Genomic DNA, 16,566 nt, shown 5'->3' on the forward strand with positions numbered 1-16,566 from the left:
TCCTACCTTTTACAACGTCCACACAATGATAAACGTAAAAAGCAAAACTCCAATTGCTATTGTGTCGATCACATACTTTTGGCCTTCCGTTAACGGTTTTCCTTTTATCTCAAGATAAGATGGATAAAAGAACCCAATCACGCGAACCAAAATAAGCCCGATCATAATCACAACAGCCGTCCAAATTTCCATATAAAACCACTTCCTTTCTCATCACTTTCCCTTCTCCTTTAGAACAAAACAAAGGCTGTCACCCACTTAAGGTGACAGCCTTTTTAGCCTATTCGATTAAAACATTTCAGAAACTGTTTTTGCCTGCATGTGAAGTCCAAGGTAATCCGGTCCACCTGCTTTTGAATCTGTACCGGACATTTTGAATCCTCCAAATGGGTGGTACCCAACAATCGCGCCCGTACAGTTACGGTTAAAGTATAGGTTACCTACGTGGAAGTCCATTTTCGCTTGCTCAATGTGTGCACGGTTATTCGTGATCACAGCACCAGTAAGACCATACTCCGTGTTGTTTGCTACTTCAATCGCTTCATCGAAATTATCTACTTTCGTTAAGCAGACAACGGGGCCGAAGATTTCTTCCTGCTGCATGCGAGATTTTGGAGCGAGATCCGCGAATACCGTTGGTTTAATGAAGTAGCCTTTTGAATCATCACCTTCACCACCAGCCACAAGTCGTCCTTCTTCTTTTCCGATCTCAATGTAGCTCATGATTTTATCAAATGATGCTTGATCAATGACTGGTCCCATATAAACGTCTGGTCCTGTCGTTTCGCCCATCGTTAGCTCGTTCGTTAGTTCAACGACACGATCGCGCACTTGATCGTACACATCTTTATGAATGACTGCGCGTGAGCCTGCAGAACACTTTTGTCCTGAGAAGCCAAATGCAGAAACAACGATCGACTGTGCCGCTAGTTCAAGATCCGCGTCGTTATCCACAACAACTGTATCTTTACCGCCCATTTCGACAATGACACGCTTCAAGTGCTGTTGACCTGGCTGTACTTTCGCCGCACGCTCATAAATGCGTGTACCTACTTCACGAGAACCAGTGAAGGTAATGATCGATGTTTTCGGGTGATCAACAAGATAGTCCCCGACTTCAGCTCCGCTACCTGGTACAAAGTTCAAGACGCCTTTTGGAAGCCCCGCTTCTTCAAGCACTTCAACAAACTTCGCTGCAACAACCGGCGTTGCACTTGCTGGCTTAAGAAGAACGGTGTTTCCTGTTACAAGTGGAGCTACCGTTGTACCTGCCATAATCGCAAACGCAAAGTTCCATGGAGGAATAACAAGTGCAACTCCGCTTGGCGTATAAACGTAACGGTTTTGCTCGCCAGGACGACTCTCAATCGCTTTCCCTTCCCCTAGCTCAATCATTTGGCGGGCATAGTATTCCATGAAGTCGATTGCTTCAGCTGTATCCGCATCCGCTTCTTTCCACGGCTTACCTGCTTCATAGACAAGGTAGGCAGAGAATTCATGCTTACGGCGACGAACAATCGCAGCTGCGCGGAATAATAGCTCAGCACGAGAGCGAGCCGACCATTTTCTCCAACCTTCAAACGCTTCATCTGCAGACTGAATGGCGCGTTCCGCATGCTCTTTCGTTGCCTTTGATACGCGACCAACGATTTGTTCCTTGTTCGCAGGGTTAATGGAAACAATTTTATCTTCCGTGCTAACACGTTCACCATTGATGAGAAGATCGTGATCTTTTCCTAGCTCTTCTTTCACTAGTTTCAGTGCTTCTTCGAAAGCCTTCTTATTTTCCTTAACAGTGAAATCAGTAAACGGTTCGTGTTTGTATGGTACTACCATGAGTAAATTCCCCTTTCAAATATAAGAAGTTTATTTTTTAAAGATTCCATTAAAAGCAAAGGCGATGTTCGCAGGTCGTTCCGCCAACCGCCGCATAAAATACCCATACCAATCGTTCCCGTAAGGTAGGTATACTCTTACCGCATAACCTTCAGCTAGAAGATCGAGCTGACTCTGGTTTCGCATGCCGTAAAGCATTTGAAACTCAAATTGATCTTTCGGAATATCATGCTCTTTCACGAATTCTTTCGTAAAGTTAATGATGGCATCATCGTGACTAGCGATGGCTGTAAAATTCCCATTCAATAAATGTTTCTTAATCAGCTGCTTCAAATTATGATCCACATCTGATTTCGCTGGAAAAGCAACCTTCGCTGCTTCCTTATACGCCCCTTTCACAAGACGTAAATTCGGCTTTACTTCATTCAAATTATCCAGATCGTGATCAGATCGGTATAAATAAGATTGAATAACCGTACCAATGTTGTCGTACTTTTTCTTCAGGTCTTTGTAAAGATTGAGCGTCGCTTCCGTTCGTGTCGAATCTTCCATATCGATCGTAACGAATACATCATGCTTCACCGCTTCTTCCATAATCTCAACCATGTTACGCCAGACAAGATCATGGCTAATATCAAGACCAAGTGAAGTGACTTTCAAAGACATTTGAGAATTTAGTTGATGAGCACTAATCATGCGGATTGTATTGATACACTCCTGCGTTCGCTCCTTCGCTTCTGTTTCCGAAGATACGAATTCCCCAAGATGATCCACCGTTACCCGAAGCCCCTGACTATTCAAATTCTGAATAAGAGGAACCGCATGCTCAAAAGTCTCACCCCCAACAATCTTATCCGCCCCAAACTTACTACCCCAACGTTTGGCGAGCCGATCAAGGGAAGGTCTGCTAGCGAGAAAAAGGAAAAAACTCTTGTTGATGGCTTCCAACTCTACCACGCTCCTTTTCACCCTATATCTCCAATCATTCATCAAGCTTACTCCAAAGAAAGTTTTTGTTTTCTTGTGAAAATTATATCGATTTTAAGGGCCATCTGGCAACGTGGTCAAAGCACAATAGTTTAGCAGACATTTTGTGGTTTAAACACAATAGGAAAAGCGAAAGTGGGCGATTAGGGGCGACAAGCACTGGAGCTCCTCAGAAAGAACACGGTCTTTGTGTTCATTTTGTGGGGTGAAGCGATCGAGCCCCTGCCCACTGCAGCTGGATCTAGGGAAAAGCAGAGACGAGCGTTTAGAAACGGAGATATTGGAACTCTTGAACGAGAACACGCTTTTTGTGTTCTGATGAAAGAGTGAAATATCGCAGTTTCTGCGAGTCGGAGCTGGATCTCAGGAAAAGCGGAAGTGGGCGTTTAGACACGACAGGCACTGGAGCCATTTCATTTGAACACGCTTTTTGTGTTCTGATGAAATGGTGAAGTGACCAAGTGTCTGCCCACTGCAGCTGGATCAGGTAAAGCAGAGACGAGCGTTTAGAAACGGAGATATTGGAACTCTTGAACGAGAACACGCTTTTTGTGTTCTGGTGAAAGAGTGAAATATCGCAGTTTCTGCGAGTCGGAGCTGGATCTCACGAAAAGCGGAGCGGGCCCGTTTAAATCCGCAGGATGTTGGAGCCCATGAGAGTGAGACGCTTTTTGTCTCATTCGATTGGGTGAAACAGCCGGAGGATTTGGCCCGCGCAGCTGGATCTCACGAAAAGCAGAAGTGAGCGGTTAGGAGCGACAGGCACTGGAGACGAGCACCCCGGATTTCCGGTTTGGCCAATATATTTGGGATTTAGCCAATAAATCTCGAATTTGGCCAATATATTTTGATTTTGGCTAATATATCTCAATTCTGGCCAATAAACCTAACTCGCTCACCTCGAATTAGGCTACTTAACGGATACAAAAAACTAAAAAAGAAGTTGCACCATGTGCAACTTCTCAAATTGAGCCAATAACTAGCCAGATCTCTGCTTAACTCAGCTATTTCGCCGTACTTTTCTGATCCTCTACAGCGGAAAGGTATCGATTATAGTAGGAAGGGATGTTGTTTAACAACAACAACTCAATATAAATGTGACTTTTCATATTAAAATCATCAAAATCAATATCGGTCAGATCCTGGATTTGCTTCATACGATAATTGAGCGTATTAGGATGGATAAACAGCTCAGCCGCGGTACTTTTTCCTTTACCGTTGTTGGATAAATACACCTCGAGCGTCTTCAACAGACTTGAATGGCTAACAGAATCTTTTTCCATCAAGTTAAGCAAATTTTGATTGTAATAATGCTCCGTATTGTTCTTTTCATAAAGGGCCGCAAGATACCTGTAAACGCCGAGCTTCGAAAATTCTCTTGGCATAACATCGGGTCTTGGGCCAATAAAGTCAGCGGTCTCAATCACTTCAAGTGCTTCGAGAAAACTCTTCCTCATATCAGTAAGCTCCATGTATTCTTTCCCAATGCCAATTAGAAACGAATAAAACTCTTCATGAGTTAAGGCACTTTTCACGTACTCAACAAGCTCACGACTATTTTCAATTGCCGATCCCTTCCGAATTTTATCACCAGAAATCACAGCAACCACTTGAAGATCGGTTTTTAGCACCTGGATTTTGTGACGCTTAAATCGAGACAGAAGCTCGAGCACTTCATTTAAAAGCGATTCTTGAGAAGGCTCTGCAATCGACATGACCAGTACAGAAAAGCGCTCAGGCAGTGGCAAGCTTGCTAATTGGGCTTTCCGTCTCATTTGGTTTTCACTTTCATATTCATGTAGCAGCACGTTCCAAAGCAATTTCTCCTGCTTCCCTTCATGCTCTTTTCCTTTTTGGTAAGAATCATGAATAAGCTTTCCGATGCGAGGAGTGATTTCAGTAAGAAACTCGACCTCTTCTTCCGTTAAGGGGCTGTTGGTTTCTTGCACCCAAAGATAGCCCATCGTCCGTTCCTCATAAATCGCTTTCACAACCACGCGTTGATAAAAACCGATTTCCTCAATAGGAGCAATTCGAATCGGGGCTTCATTACTTTCAAGCTGTTGAACAATCCCTTCCTTTTTCAAACGATCAATAATAAAAACAGGACACTTTTTATACAAAATGGTTTTTTGTTGCGTTTGATCAAAGCTCTCAGACGCCGTGCTATATGAAATCAATTCAAAATTTTTATTTTCAATAATCACAGGCTTATTCGTCGCAATGCTGATCATCTCAGTTGCTTTATGAATATCCGTCGCTTCAAGAATTCGTTCTTTCGCGTCTATCATCCAATCACCCTCCCTGTACCGACAATTGCTTTGAAACCAAAGGGTTTAGCAACACCAGAATTAGTCATTTTTCATCTTCTTCTATTATATCGGTTTCTTCCTAAAAGAAAAATAATTAGGGGAGATTCTCAAAGAAAAAAGACGCAGTCTACTGCGCCCATCACTTCTTTATAATGCCTTGACAAGACCTCCGTCTACAACGAGCGATTGCCCTGTCATATACGTATTCGCATCTGATCCAAGAAATACGATTGCCTTTGCAAATTCGTCGGGTTCACCGTATCTTTTCATCGGAATGGATTGCTCCGCCTGACTCTTTAATTCAGCAGCAGTGACTCCTAGCTGATCTGCCTTCAAACGATCAAGTTGTTCAACCCGATCTGTAGCAATGCGTCCAGGACCAACGGTATTTACAAGAATATTATGCTCAGCATATTCTTGTGAAAGACTTTTGGCTAGTCCCACGATTCCTGCTCGAAATGTGTTCGACAGGATCAAGTTATCCAGGGACTGTTTTATAGAAGATGAAGCAATGTTTAAGATACGTCCCCATCCATTTTCCTTCATATAAGGTATCGCTGCTCTAGATGTTCGAATAAAGCTTAATAGATTCAATTCAAACGCTTGTTGCCAGTCATCATCACTAAAATCCTCAAATCCTCCAGCTGGAGGACCGCCCGCATTATTAATTAACACATCGACTGTACCATTCGTTTCCGCAGCAAACGTCATCATTCGATTAATATCATCCGCTTTTGTCATATCGCAAACAATCCAGGTAACATGCTCATTCCCCGTCTCTTCGATGATTTCTTCGCATGCTTTTTTAAGTTCATCGTCACTTCTACTTGATAAAATGACGTGCGCCCCTTCTTTCGCAAATTCAAGGGCAGAAGCTCTTCCAAGTCCTTTGCTTGCAGCTGTTACGACGACTGATTTTCCTTTTAGATTGAGATCCATATACACGTTCCTTTCAAATACAACTATTCAATATTTATCACGCTGATAAGCTATTTCCAGAAGATTGTTTTCTTGATACAAGATTCTTCGCTACAACAATTATAAAAATCAATCCACCAATAAGATCTGTCATAATACCAGGATAAATTAAAAGAAGTGCTCCTATTCCAGTTATTATTCTGAACCAAGTTGATACTTGCGTAAGAAAATACCCTTCAGCAGTAATTGATAATAGAAAAACACCTATTAGAGATGTAACTGCAATTAACAGGATATTCAAAAACGTTGCATCAACCATGAGCATTTCATGAGAAAAGACAAACATAAACGGGACGATAAATCCTGCTATTGCTAGTTTCATAGCTTGGAATCCAGTTTTATTAGGGTCTCCTCCACTAATTCCTGCTCCTGCAAAAGCTGCTAAGGCGACAGGAGGGGTAATATTAGCAAAGATACCGAAGTAAAACACAAACATATGAGCTACAAAAATCGCTGTCTCTTGGGATCCTGCAAGCTCTCTAAACAATGGAAGCTGCAATAAAATGGGAGCAGCCATCGTACTTGTAATGATGTACGTTGGAATACTTGGTAGACCCATTCCAAGTATAATAGACGTGATCATCGCCAAAATGAGTGTAATAATTAATTGAATCAATGGACTATTAACCATTGAACCTATGCTTACAATACTATTCGCGATTTCAAGCGCTACTCCTGTTAAAGAAGCCACACCCACCACAATACCTACCGCTCCACATGCAATAGCAACCGGAATTGTCGTTTTCGTTCCTTCTTCAAGCGCTTGAATACTATCCATGATACCAATTTCTTCAGCCTCTAGCTTAAGGAATCTTCTCCACAAATTGATAGAAAACGGCAATACAATAATAATCATTAATTCCCACCAGTCACCCCTTATGTTAGGAAGTGTTTGCCCTGAAAGTAAAGCTGTTAACTGTGGTTGAAAGACTAAAAATAATCCTAACAGCATGATAACAGGAAGCATTTTTCTAGTGGCAGAAATAATGACCGTTGCAATGATCGCCCAGAAAGCTGCAAAGAATGGCGTTTTTCCTGTGAATAGCAGGTAAAGTAGAAAAAGCATAGGAATAATGAGATGTCCTCGTTCAATCAGTACTTCTTTTACAGTCGGGAGCTCACTCTTAGGCAATCCCTTTAATCCTCGTTTAGCTGCACGGAAATGAACTTGCAAAAGAATACCTATATAAAACAATACCGCTGGAATAATACCAGCAAGAATGATCTTGGTGTATGGTACATTCAAATTCTCAGCCATAATAAAGGCCGCTGCGCCCATGATCGGCGGTAGAATCTGTCCCCCTACACTTGCTGCTGATTCTACAGCACCAGCAAAGTTTCGATGGTATCCTATCTTCTTCATTAAAGGAATTGTAAAAGCACCTGTCGTTACGACATTCGCAATAGCCGATCCGTTAATAGATCCAAGGAACCCGCTCGCTATAACCGCAACTTTCGCGGGTCCACCTTTCGTATGCCCGGCAACAGCGAGTGCAAGATCATTAAAGAGCTGTCCCATTCCAGATCTACTCAAGAAAGCCCCGAACAGGATAAATAAGATAATATAACTTGCCGATACTCCGATTGCTGTTCCAAGTATACCTTCTGTAATGAAAACTAGCTGAGAAATAATTTGTTTCGATACACTGAGAATAACCGGTTCAGTTAATTGAGGATAAATGGATAATTTGACATAAAAACCATAAATCAGAAAAGCAGTCCCTAGCAAAGTAAGTCCCCACCCAGTAATTCTCCTGGTGATATCTAGTAAAAGTAAGACTATTAAAATACCAACCACGAAATCAATAGAATTAATTTGCCCACCGGATTGAATTATTCTTTCTGCTGTAAAAAGCATATAAACGCCAATAAATAACGAAAGAATAAAAAGGATATAGTCATAGATGGGTACCTTTTTATTTGCGTTTTTTTTCATAAAAGGATAGATTAGAAAACCAAGTGCCATTAACGTGTATAAATGAATGCTACGTTGTTGAATATCCACCAGTGAACCTGCGTAAGAAGTATATAAATGAAACAGGGCAAGTCCTGCCGCTAAAACAGTGATGACCATTTTCATTTTAGAATGATCGACCGATCTCACACTACTTTCCCGATCATATTCAGCTGCATCTTTCTTTTTTCCCTCTGTCACAATCTTCACCTCACATAACTCGTATTTTTAATAGCAAAGCTTGGAATAGTTTAAGTTGATTAACAGTTACATGATAGGAACTGTTTGCCTTAAGCTTGACGCTTTGTCCATCTACCGTTATACGGTGTTCCGTTGTCTTTCCTGTTCGAAAATAAAAACTAGTACCAATTGACCGTTGAATACCACTCATGTAAACCCAGCCATCTTTTATAAAGGTATCTGAGCCAACATCATTTGGAACACCTGCCCCAAATGTCTTAAAACGAGTTTTTGTTAGAAGGATCCCTGTGTCTGTGAGAACAAAAAATTCCTCCCAATCTTCCTTTTCAACAGAATGTTTCCATCTTAAGCTAAACTCTGACGCCCCTATATGAGCGCTCTCTTCTCCATCTTCTTCTTCTATGGTAAGGACCTGAAAAGGAATAAGAAGCAATACTATGCAAAGTAAAATTATGATAAGAACTATACTTCTAAAAACGAGAGCACCGGATCGATGCCCTCGCTTTTCATTATTCAAGTATTCCTTGTTCCTCATAGAATGCCTTTGCGCCCGGATGGAGAGGTGTAATAAGATCTTTTGCAATCTCATCTCGATCAAGCTGTTTTAAAACACCAACAGCTACTTCATCAGATCCAAGATATTCATAATAACGTTTGGTCATATCCTTTACTAACTCTTCATCTAAATCAGGGGACACAATAATCATATTTTGAATACCCACAGTTACAATCTCATTTTCAAGATTATACTTCGCTTCATCGCCCGCAGGTATTTTGTAGTCTTTATAGAAGGGATACTTTTCCTTCAGTGCTTCTGCTGTTTCTCCTTTAATTTCAACAAAAGTGATTTCATTCTGTTGCATCAAGTCCGTAATGTTGCTATTTGGAACACCAGATGTAAAGAATGCTGCATCCAGATTGCCATTCTTCATTTCTTGAACACTATCGGCATAACCAGTATGAGTTACTTTTGATAGATCATCATAGGTATAGTCGACTGCTTCAAGTACTTTTTGTGCACTCTGCTCAACACCAGATCCCACTTTTCCTACCCCAACTTTTTTCCCTTTTAGATCTTCCACTGTTTTGATTCCACTATCCTTCGTTGCAACAATTTGCACTACATTAGGATACATGCCTGCTAGCGCTTTAATATCAACTTTCTTACCTTCAAATTGACCTTTCCCTTCAACCGCATCATAAGCTACATCACTCATAACAACAGCCATCTGGTTTAGCCCATCCTGGATGTTCTGGATGTTTGCTACAGAAGCTCCGGTCGATTCTACAGTAATATTTCCTACTAAATCACTTTGTTCTAGAATCGGCTTAAGCGCTCCACCGATGGGATAATATGATCCTGATGTTCCTCCAGTCCCAAATACAAGGGATTGCGATGAGCCTGAAGATTCTTCACCACTATTCCCACCTACTGAATTTCCACCACCACATGCTGAAATGATCATGGCAAGTGCAATCAATAAGGTTGCGAGCATCTTTGTTTTCAATTTACATTCCTCCGCTTCATTGTTTGCTACATTTATGGTAACGCTTACACTTTTATTTTTGAATATTTAGAACATATTGGACATTTTGGTCTTTTTGGTCATAAGAAAAGCTCCAGTGCTCGGTTAGTCCCGACAAGCACTGGAGCTAGACTTTACCGACTTTCATAGTTTCTAGACAGAAAAAGTGCTCTTCCATTAACTCGAAGAACTCTTTAAAAGAGAATAGCGATTAAGCGGTCTGCCAACGCCTCCATATTGTATGTCCAATTGTACTTTTCCTGACTTTTGAAGATAGTCTAAGTACCTTCTTGCTGTCACTCTAGCTATGCCGATTCCATCGGCTGCTTCTTCAGCTGAGAGGGGCTTGGCTTGCTTATCGATATAGAGAATAATTTGTTTCATTGTCTGGTGATTTAACCCCTTAGGTATTTGATGAGTAGTTATAGAATCGTTCGTTTCATCTTGTACATGAGAGAAATGCCGATCAAGCTCTTCCTGAGAAAGCTTTCCTTCTCCACTTAACCTCGCTTTATAGTGAAGGAATTCTTGCAAGGCTTGCTTCAACCTACCAAATTTAAAAGGCTTAATAATATAATCTCTAGCGCCATGATGCAACATCGTTCTTATCGTTTCACGGTCATTTGCTGCTGTGATTGCAATAACCTCAACATTGATTTCTTCCTGTCTGATTAATTTCAATGTTTCTAAACCGCTTGCTCCTGGCATGTAGACATCAAGTATAATAAGTTCAGGCTTTAGCATTTTTGCAAGTTCAATGCCTTCTTCTCCAGTTCCAGCAACTCCAATCACATGAAAACCATCAACTTTCTCGATAAATTGTCGATTCACTTCCTGTACCATCGGATCATCTTCAATTAATAAAACGTCTATCTTCAACACTCTCATCCCCTTCGTTACTCATTGGAAAGAATAGGTCGATACTCGTTCCTTCACCCTCATGAGAAATGATTTTCATATCTCCTTTGCCCTTATCAACTGTTCGTTTCACTAGATATAACCCAAGCCCACTTCCGTTTTCACCTTTTGTTGTAAAACCCTTGGTCAATATGTCATCAGTGAACTCTTTCGGAACACCGCACCCATTGTCCTCGACAGTGATAGCAATCGAATGATCATCTTGAATGAGACTGATCTCAATCATTCTTTCTTTACGATGTAGGTTTTCAAAGGAATGAAAGGCATTTTCAATTAAATTACCCATGATTAGGACAATGTCATGACTATCTAAAAAGAAAGGGAGTCTTTCCAATCTACTATGTTGATTAATAGAGAGAACAACCCCTAATTCCTGTGCTCGTTTCACTTTACTTATAAGCAATCCAGAAATTCGATAATCTTTAATGTTCTTACTTAGAAATAAAGACAGTTCCTCATCCTTTTGGGAAACCTCAAAAACATAATTCAACGCTTTTTCTTTCTGATCTAGCTGAATAAGTCCAGCAATTGTATGTAATCGATTCATAGATTCGTGATTTTGTACTCTGAGGGCATCAACAAAGTTTTTTACCCCTGTTAGTTCCTCTGCCATTAGAGATACCTCTGTTCGATCCTGGAAAACAGCTAACGCACCGACAGTTTCTTCTCCCACTGAAACTGGTACTTTACTAATCATCAGTACTTTGTTTCCAAATGTCATTTCTTCACGCTCAAAGGCATGATCTTCATATAAAACTCTAATCAATTTAGGGCTCATCAACACTTTATTTATTTGTTTTCCAACTACATCTTCTACAATATCCAGTATGGTTTTAGCTTTCTCATTAAAGATGATAACCTCTCCATGCAGATCGATCGCAATGACACCTTCATTCATTGCTTGAAATGTGGCTGTCCTCTCTACTAACAACCTTGAGATTTCATGTGGCTCAAGCTGAAATGTTTCTTTTTTAATTTGCTTTGCAAGTAGCCATGAGCCTACCATTCCAAATCCCAGTGCAAGTAGTACAATGAGAAGAAGTTCTGGTTTAATACTGAGAAGAACACTTGTAATGCTAGGAAGCATATTTCCTACAATGACCACGCCGATCTGTTCGTGCTGTTGGTTCATAATTGGCACGAATGATCGTATAGCTATCCCCATTTCTCCCTTGGCTTTTGACACATAACTATGTTCTGCAAATGCAGCCCCTTCATCTTTCCCAGCTGATACGGTACCAAGCTTTTCTTCAACGGGATGGGAGTATCGAATACGGTTTGTATCAAGGACAACTATATAGTCTGCTCCATTAATTGTACTAATGCGATTCACGATAGGATTTATTTGAATCCAGCCTTCACTTTCCATTAATGATTGTTGAACCTCAGGTAAATTAGCCACGATGCGTCCCGTGATTAACCCTCTCTCCCCCAGTTCCCTCTCATTTTCCTTATATATTTTTCCAGAAGCAATGATACCTGCAATCGTGATTGAAAAAAACACAACACCAAATGAAAAAATCATTATTTTTATTTTAATTGGCACTCTTCTTGTCATTGGCGTTACGTCCTTCCACCATTAAGAATAAATCAATCCTATGTATCTTATTTCATGTATCCGTCATTCTGATCGTATCAGAAATGTAAAATGTTTGCTTTAACACGTTATAATCTATGATAAACTATTGGAAACGCTTACGGAATAGGGGAGTCTATGAAATCAATAGCAGTGATTGCCGCATTCATTTTTATAGGGATTCTCACAGCTATCTTTTCAGGTTATAACCTTCCTGTTAGTACATCACCGATTGTTCATGATGACGAACAAGATGGAATTAGTGACCGGGTAATTATTCGCTTTAGCCATGTTGCTGCGGAAAATACCCCGAAAGGCATGGCAGCTCGTTACTTCGCAGAGGCTGTTGAAACCAAAACAAATCATGACGTGCATGTTGAAATATACTCAAACGGCGAAATCTATCAGGATCAAAACGAATGGGAAGCTTTAACGAATGGGAAAGTTGAAATGATTGCACCTGCTACTGCGAAGCTATCAACTCGTTTCCCTAATTGGCAAGTGCTTGACCTTCCATATGCTTTTCCAACTTACCAGGCCGTGCAGGAAGCATATGACGGTAAAATCGGAAAAGAATTAATGAAGGATCTTACCCAATCGAACGCAAAGGGGCTCGGTTTCTGGTATAACGGCTTCAAACAGTTTACAAATGATACACACCCTATTCTTCAACCAGAAGACATGGAACAGCTTCACTTCCGAACAATGCCCGGTCCAACAATTAAAGCCCAATTCGATGCTTTGAATACAAGTACGAGTCAACTATCGTTTAACAAAACTTATCGGAATCTTGAAGTGGACTTTATTGACGGGCAGGAGAATACCGTTTCAAACATTTATTCAAAAAAGTTTTATCAAGAACAAAAATACATGACCATTAGTAACCATGCTTATCTTGGTTACGCTGTCCTCGTTAATGAGGAGTTTTGGAATAAGCTTTCTAAAACACACCAAAAGGCAATAACAGAAGCAAATAAAGAAACAACGGATTGGGTTAGAAGGCATTCAATTGAGATTAACGATAGCCATATCCGACAACTTAAAAGAACAACTGATATACAAATTGATACATTAACAAATAATCAATATCAGAAATGGGAAAAGGCCTTTTCACCCGTTTATTTTCAAGTTGAAAAATCGATTTCATCATCACTTATGAAAGAAGTCCACCGTATACAGGAATACTATTCATCACCATAATCAGGAGGTCTTACTTATGAACACTCTTTTCGTCGCCGGCCACTCAAAACTCCCAACTGGCATGGCTGCTAACAACATTTCAGACACCTTAACCCTCACTCTTGAAGTTGATAAAAAGTATGGCGTGATTGTCGACGCATCTTGCACACTCGCAACGGAACATAGCAAGCAATTCGTCAAACAGTTGCTGAAGGGATTCAGTTTAAAAGATGGTATTACAGACCCTCTTCATCAGTTAAAAGAGGGCTATCTCGGAAAAGCCGGCAATGCTCTTGCTGCTGCTCTTAAGGATGCTCACAAGCAATACGAGCTGCATCCCGAACCTCTTAACACATAAAAAGAGTAGAGGACAAATGAGAATTTGTCCTCTACTTCTCTTTAAAAAACAATACCAGTATCTTCAGCAATTTCATCGTTTATGATCCCTATCCCTTTTATCTTATCCTCTTGTACAATCGGTTGGACAGATGAGTTGGAAGGATAGTTTGCTCCATCAAATTTTAGCTGGTGATAGCCAGGCTCGATTCCTCCACCTGTTACATACATGGCGATATCCTTCCACCCGTTTGTTGTTTCATTTTGAATGATGACTGGGGTTCTGACTAAAGAAAATCGAGACTTCACCTTATAATCCCCGTTCTTTTCTTCTAACAAAAGTCCACTGCATCCTCCTGTTCCACATACCATTGGACCGACTAAATAGACAAATGTTTCACGTATCTGATCATTGTTTAAGTCTAATTTATTGTAGTAATAACGAATGGAGTCTGTCCCCTTCGTAAGACCGAACTCTTTAGCAAACGTTTCTTCAAGAGCAGCGTCTTTTTTGGTTTCTGATTTGAGATAGGTAACCTCATTTAAATTCCTTTCTTGCTCTGCTTGAACCGGATATGCGTTATTCATAAGTAGAAGCAACGCAAAAACAAGACCCACGCAACATTTTTTTCTAATCATTTTTTTTACCCGCCTTCGTATTTCACTTAGCCTATAGTTTACCCAGTATAAAAAATCTCATCATGAAAATGAACTTTCACCCACTTTTATTTGTATAAATATGTGAAAATATAGAAATGAAAGGTGTGAAATACATGGCAATCGGTTGGATCATGGGGTTAGTGATGGCAGGAGTTCTCGGAACCATTTTTGCCGTCTTAATCGCAACGCTTCAAAAACATGTTCACAAAACAAATGGAAGAATTGATTTTCAGAAGACAACTCTCTATTTTTATTGGTCGCGGTGGGATTATGTCATGATTGTTTCCTCAGCGTATTCTTTCTTATGTATTACAGGTTTATTTGTTTTTCTAATTAAGGGAGAAAACATTGAAAATCCATTTGTGCAGTTCTTTCTGCATCAGACCTTTGTTTTTCCACTTCTCACATTTCTCTGGTTTATTTTCCGACTCGCTTACACTTACAAAGGGATAAAAGAGCGCTGGCCAAATGAATTTTAACGAACGCGAATCGATTCCTTTCGAGAAATCATTGGCTATGACGTTCGAAACCATTTACCTTACACACAAAGATTCACTCTACCGTTTCTTATTTCGCTATACTCGTGATGAGCAGCTTAGTATCGATCTTGTTCAGGATACATTCGTTAAATTTCACAAGTATCAGGATCGCTATGATGTTACACGAGCTTCTCTAAAAACGTACCTTTTCAAAATCGGTTATCAACTGATGATTAACAAATTAAAACGAAGAGCAAAATGGCAAACGCTTCTCCCTTTTCTGATCAAAAAAGAAGAATTTTCTTTTAACGATTGTGTGGAGAAGATGACGATTCAGTGGGCGATTAAACAGCTACCTGAAAAGCAGCGAGCGGTTATCCTCTTAACCTATTATCACGACATGACTCAAGAAGACACCGCAAACATCTTAGATATTCCCGTTGGAACGGTTAAGTCAAGATTATCGATAGCCATTAAACGTTTAAGAGATTTATTGGAGGGACATTATGATGAAATCACACAATAACCATTCGCTACCGAAAGAACTCCGTGAACAACTTGAGCAGTACACCGTTGACGTTCCCCCCCTTTCCTTCAAGAAGAAGATATCAGACCGAGTAGCGGATTTTATGAGTGCACCCGTTCAAAATCCACTTGATCACCATGCTAGTACATCTGGTTTGTTACTGAAAATCCAATTAACTCCGATTGTTCTTACGATTGGAATATCGGCAGGATTACTATTATTCATGTAAATTCTATCAATAAAGGACCTCATTCAGGGTCCTTTTAAGTTACGAATGCTTGTAACCTCTACGCCCTAGCAAAAAAGTCATGACAGCGGGTACTCTATGAGAAAATGACTCATAGTGATGCTTTCCATCCTTAACCACTTTAAATTCAACACTACTCCCTCTTTCCTCTAACAATCCAAAAATCCGTTCATTCGATTTCAGAAACGCTCGATCGATCCGCTCTTCTCCTGATTCCTTATCTCCGCAATCCAAATAAAGACCGTCAAATGCAACTTGTTCGGATTCTAAGATATACTGCTCTAACTTTTCCTGATTACGAAAAAAAGCGGAAGAGATCCCCGCTCCTCTTCTAAAAACAGTTGGATAGCAACATAGCGCATAGACTGTAAGCAAACCGCCAAGTGAAATACCAGCCATATAATTCGATCCCACCTGTATGCGATACGTAGCATTCATCGACGGTACTACATCCCTCACGATAAAATCCAGATAATCCCTACCCTTCGCTTCTTTAGAATCACTTTTCCCCGTAAGTTCATCACTCATCTTTCCCGGCGCCCATAAGCGATATTCCTCCATCCGATTAGCGCCCGAATCAATCGCAATAACGATAACCTGATCATGATTCTGCTCGAGATAGTCCTTTAAACGCAACGACCTTCCCCCTACTGCATCCTTATCTTCAAACACATTTTGTCCATCGTGCATATAGAGAGCTGGGTAATCTTGATTCGTTTGTTCATATGTATCTGGTAAATAAATTCTAACCGTTCTTTCTTCATTAAACACTGGAATCCAATATTGTTTCGTTACTAACATGCTCTACCCCCTCCACATCTAGAACTATTCTTCTCGTAGCAGCCTCCTTT

The 16,566-nt window shown here is 40.4% G+C and carries 17 protein-coding genes; 5 read left to right on the top strand and 12 right to left on the bottom strand.

Annotated features, from left to right (window positions below; genetic code table 11):
• Positions 1 to 9: 9 nt before the first annotated feature.
• The 10 genes from LCL91_RS13160 to LCL91_RS13205 form a co-directional block, all read right to left on the bottom strand.
• The gene (locus tag LCL91_RS13160; RefSeq protein WP_224883016.1) at positions 10 to 192 is read right to left on the bottom strand and encodes a hypothetical protein; all 183 of its coding nucleotides are present in this window, start codon (positions 190 to 192) and stop codon (positions 10 to 12) included.
• A 96-nt stretch (positions 193 to 288) separates the two neighbouring features.
• Positions 289 to 1,836, bottom strand: a complete 1,548-nt coding sequence (gene pruA, locus LCL91_RS13165; protein ID WP_224883018.1) for an L-glutamate gamma-semialdehyde dehydrogenase — start codon at positions 1,834 to 1,836, stop codon at positions 289 to 291.
• Between the two features lie 30 nt (positions 1,837 to 1,866).
• Positions 1,867 to 2,784, bottom strand: coding sequence for a proline dehydrogenase (locus LCL91_RS13170; RefSeq protein WP_305078305.1), 918 nt, complete (start codon positions 2,782 to 2,784; stop codon positions 1,867 to 1,869).
• A gap of 1,043 nt (positions 2,785 to 3,827) precedes the next feature.
• On the bottom strand, positions 3,828 to 5,114 hold the full coding sequence (locus LCL91_RS13175; protein ID WP_224883022.1) for a PucR family transcriptional regulator: 1,287 nt from the start codon (positions 5,112 to 5,114) through the stop codon (positions 3,828 to 3,830).
• A gap of 168 nt (positions 5,115 to 5,282) precedes the next feature.
• The gene (locus LCL91_RS13180; protein WP_224883023.1) at positions 5,283 to 6,074 is read right to left on the bottom strand and encodes an SDR family oxidoreductase; all 792 of its coding nucleotides are present in this window, start codon (positions 6,072 to 6,074) and stop codon (positions 5,283 to 5,285) included.
• A 37-nt stretch (positions 6,075 to 6,111) separates the two neighbouring features.
• A complete protein-coding gene (locus LCL91_RS13185) occupies positions 6,112 to 8,268 on the bottom strand; it encodes a TRAP transporter permease (protein WP_224883024.1) in 2,157 nt (718 codons plus the stop codon).
• A gap of 10 nt (positions 8,269 to 8,278) precedes the next feature.
• Positions 8,279 to 8,785 (bottom strand): DUF1850 domain-containing protein, encoded by a 507-nt coding sequence (locus tag LCL91_RS13190; RefSeq protein ID WP_224883025.1) that lies wholly within the window; start codon positions 8,783 to 8,785, stop codon positions 8,279 to 8,281.
• The gene (locus tag LCL91_RS13195; RefSeq protein ID WP_224883026.1) at positions 8,778 to 9,776 is read right to left on the bottom strand and encodes a TAXI family TRAP transporter solute-binding subunit; all 999 of its coding nucleotides are present in this window, start codon (positions 9,774 to 9,776) and stop codon (positions 8,778 to 8,780) included. The genes LCL91_RS13190 and LCL91_RS13195 overlap by 8 nt, the downstream gene beginning before the upstream one ends.
• 195 nt (positions 9,777 to 9,971) lie before the next feature.
• Positions 9,972 to 10,673, bottom strand: a complete 702-nt coding sequence (locus LCL91_RS13200) for a response regulator (RefSeq protein ID WP_224883027.1) — start codon at positions 10,671 to 10,673, stop codon at positions 9,972 to 9,974.
• The gene (locus tag LCL91_RS13205; RefSeq protein WP_224883028.1) at positions 10,648 to 12,270 is read right to left on the bottom strand and encodes an ATP-binding protein; all 1,623 of its coding nucleotides are present in this window, start codon (positions 12,268 to 12,270) and stop codon (positions 10,648 to 10,650) included. Before LCL91_RS13205 ends, LCL91_RS13200 begins: the two co-directional genes overlap by 26 nt.
• Before the next feature lie 156 nt (positions 12,271 to 12,426).
• On the opposite strand from LCL91_RS13205, the gene LCL91_RS13210 reads away from it, so the two are divergent.
• Both LCL91_RS13210 and LCL91_RS13215 read left to right on the top strand, forming a co-directional pair.
• Positions 12,427 to 13,488 carry a DctP family TRAP transporter solute-binding subunit gene (locus tag LCL91_RS13210; protein WP_224883029.1) on the top strand — a complete coding sequence of 354 codons (1,062 nt, stop codon included), beginning with the start codon at positions 12,427 to 12,429 and terminating at the stop codon, positions 13,486 to 13,488.
• Positions 13,489 to 13,504: 16 nt separating this feature from the next.
• On the top strand, positions 13,505 to 13,825 hold the full coding sequence (locus LCL91_RS13215; protein ID WP_098442463.1) for a DUF3870 domain-containing protein: 321 nt from the start codon (positions 13,505 to 13,507) through the stop codon (positions 13,823 to 13,825).
• Positions 13,826 to 13,866: 41 nt separating this feature from the next.
• Here LCL91_RS13215 and LCL91_RS13220 read toward each other — a convergent pair whose 3' ends face one another.
• Complete coding sequence (locus LCL91_RS13220; protein WP_224883030.1) at positions 13,867 to 14,442, bottom strand: hypothetical protein; 576 nt, start codon at positions 14,440 to 14,442, stop codon at positions 13,867 to 13,869.
• Between the two features lie 134 nt (positions 14,443 to 14,576).
• On the opposite strand from LCL91_RS13220, the gene LCL91_RS13225 reads away from it, so the two are divergent.
• The 3 genes from LCL91_RS13225 to LCL91_RS13235 are packed head-to-tail and all read left to right on the top strand — an operon-like array spanning position 14,577 to position 15,697.
• The gene (locus tag LCL91_RS13225) at positions 14,577 to 14,942 is read left to right on the top strand and encodes a hypothetical protein (RefSeq protein WP_224883031.1); all 366 of its coding nucleotides are present in this window, start codon (positions 14,577 to 14,579) and stop codon (positions 14,940 to 14,942) included.
• Entirely contained in the window at positions 14,932 to 15,468 is a 537-nt protein-coding gene (locus tag LCL91_RS13230) for an RNA polymerase sigma factor (protein WP_224883033.1), read from the top strand. The genes LCL91_RS13225 and LCL91_RS13230 overlap by 11 nt, the downstream gene beginning before the upstream one ends.
• Positions 15,452 to 15,697, top strand: coding sequence for a hypothetical protein (locus tag LCL91_RS13235; RefSeq protein WP_224883034.1), 246 nt, complete (start codon positions 15,452 to 15,454; stop codon positions 15,695 to 15,697). Before LCL91_RS13230 ends, LCL91_RS13235 begins: the two co-directional genes overlap by 17 nt.
• A gap of 39 nt (positions 15,698 to 15,736) precedes the next feature.
• On the opposite strand, the gene LCL91_RS13240 is transcribed toward LCL91_RS13235, so the two are convergent.
• Entirely contained in the window at positions 15,737 to 16,516 is a 780-nt protein-coding gene (locus tag LCL91_RS13240) for an alpha/beta hydrolase (protein WP_224883036.1), read from the bottom strand.
• Positions 16,517 to 16,566 lie beyond the last annotated feature (50 nt).

This window comes from Guptibacillus hwajinpoensis, assembly GCF_020171785.1.
GTDB classification, from domain to species: Bacteria; Bacillota; Bacilli; order Bacillales; family Guptibacillaceae; genus Guptibacillus; species Guptibacillus sedimenti.

Excerpts from the sequence above, each read along its gene's own strand:
- LCL91_RS13160 (WP_224883016.1), bottom strand. The coding sequence starts at position 192 with ATGGAAATTTGGACGGCTGTTGTGATTATGATCGGGCTTATTTTGGTT.
- pruA (WP_224883018.1), bottom strand. The coding sequence starts at position 1,836 with ATGGTAGTACCATACAAACACGAACCGTTTACTGATTTCACTGTTAAG.
- LCL91_RS13175 (WP_224883022.1), bottom strand. The coding sequence starts at position 5,114 with ATGATAGACGCGAAAGAACGAATTCTTGAAGCGACGGATATTCATAAA.
- LCL91_RS13180 (WP_224883023.1), bottom strand. The coding sequence starts at position 6,074 with ATGGATCTCAATCTAAAAGGAAAATCAGTCGTCGTAACAGCTGCAAGC.
- LCL91_RS13205 (WP_224883028.1), bottom strand. The coding sequence starts at position 12,270 with ATGACAAGAAGAGTGCCAATTAAAATAAAAATAATGATTTTTTCATTT.
- LCL91_RS13210 (WP_224883029.1), top strand. The coding sequence starts at position 12,427 with ATGAAATCAATAGCAGTGATTGCCGCATTCATTTTTATAGGGATTCTC.
- LCL91_RS13215 (WP_098442463.1), top strand. The coding sequence starts at position 13,505 with ATGAACACTCTTTTCGTCGCCGGCCACTCAAAACTCCCAACTGGCATG.
- LCL91_RS13220 (WP_224883030.1), bottom strand. The coding sequence starts at position 14,442 with ATGATTAGAAAAAAATGTTGCGTGGGTCTTGTTTTTGCGTTGCTTCTA.
- LCL91_RS13225 (WP_224883031.1), top strand. The coding sequence starts at position 14,577 with ATGGCAATCGGTTGGATCATGGGGTTAGTGATGGCAGGAGTTCTCGGA.
- LCL91_RS13230 (WP_224883033.1), top strand. The coding sequence starts at position 14,932 with ATGAATTTTAACGAACGCGAATCGATTCCTTTCGAGAAATCATTGGCT.
- LCL91_RS13235 (WP_224883034.1), top strand. The coding sequence starts at position 15,452 with ATGAAATCACACAATAACCATTCGCTACCGAAAGAACTCCGTGAACAA.
- LCL91_RS13240 (WP_224883036.1), bottom strand. The coding sequence starts at position 16,516 with ATGTTAGTAACGAAACAATATTGGATTCCAGTGTTTAATGAAGAAAGA.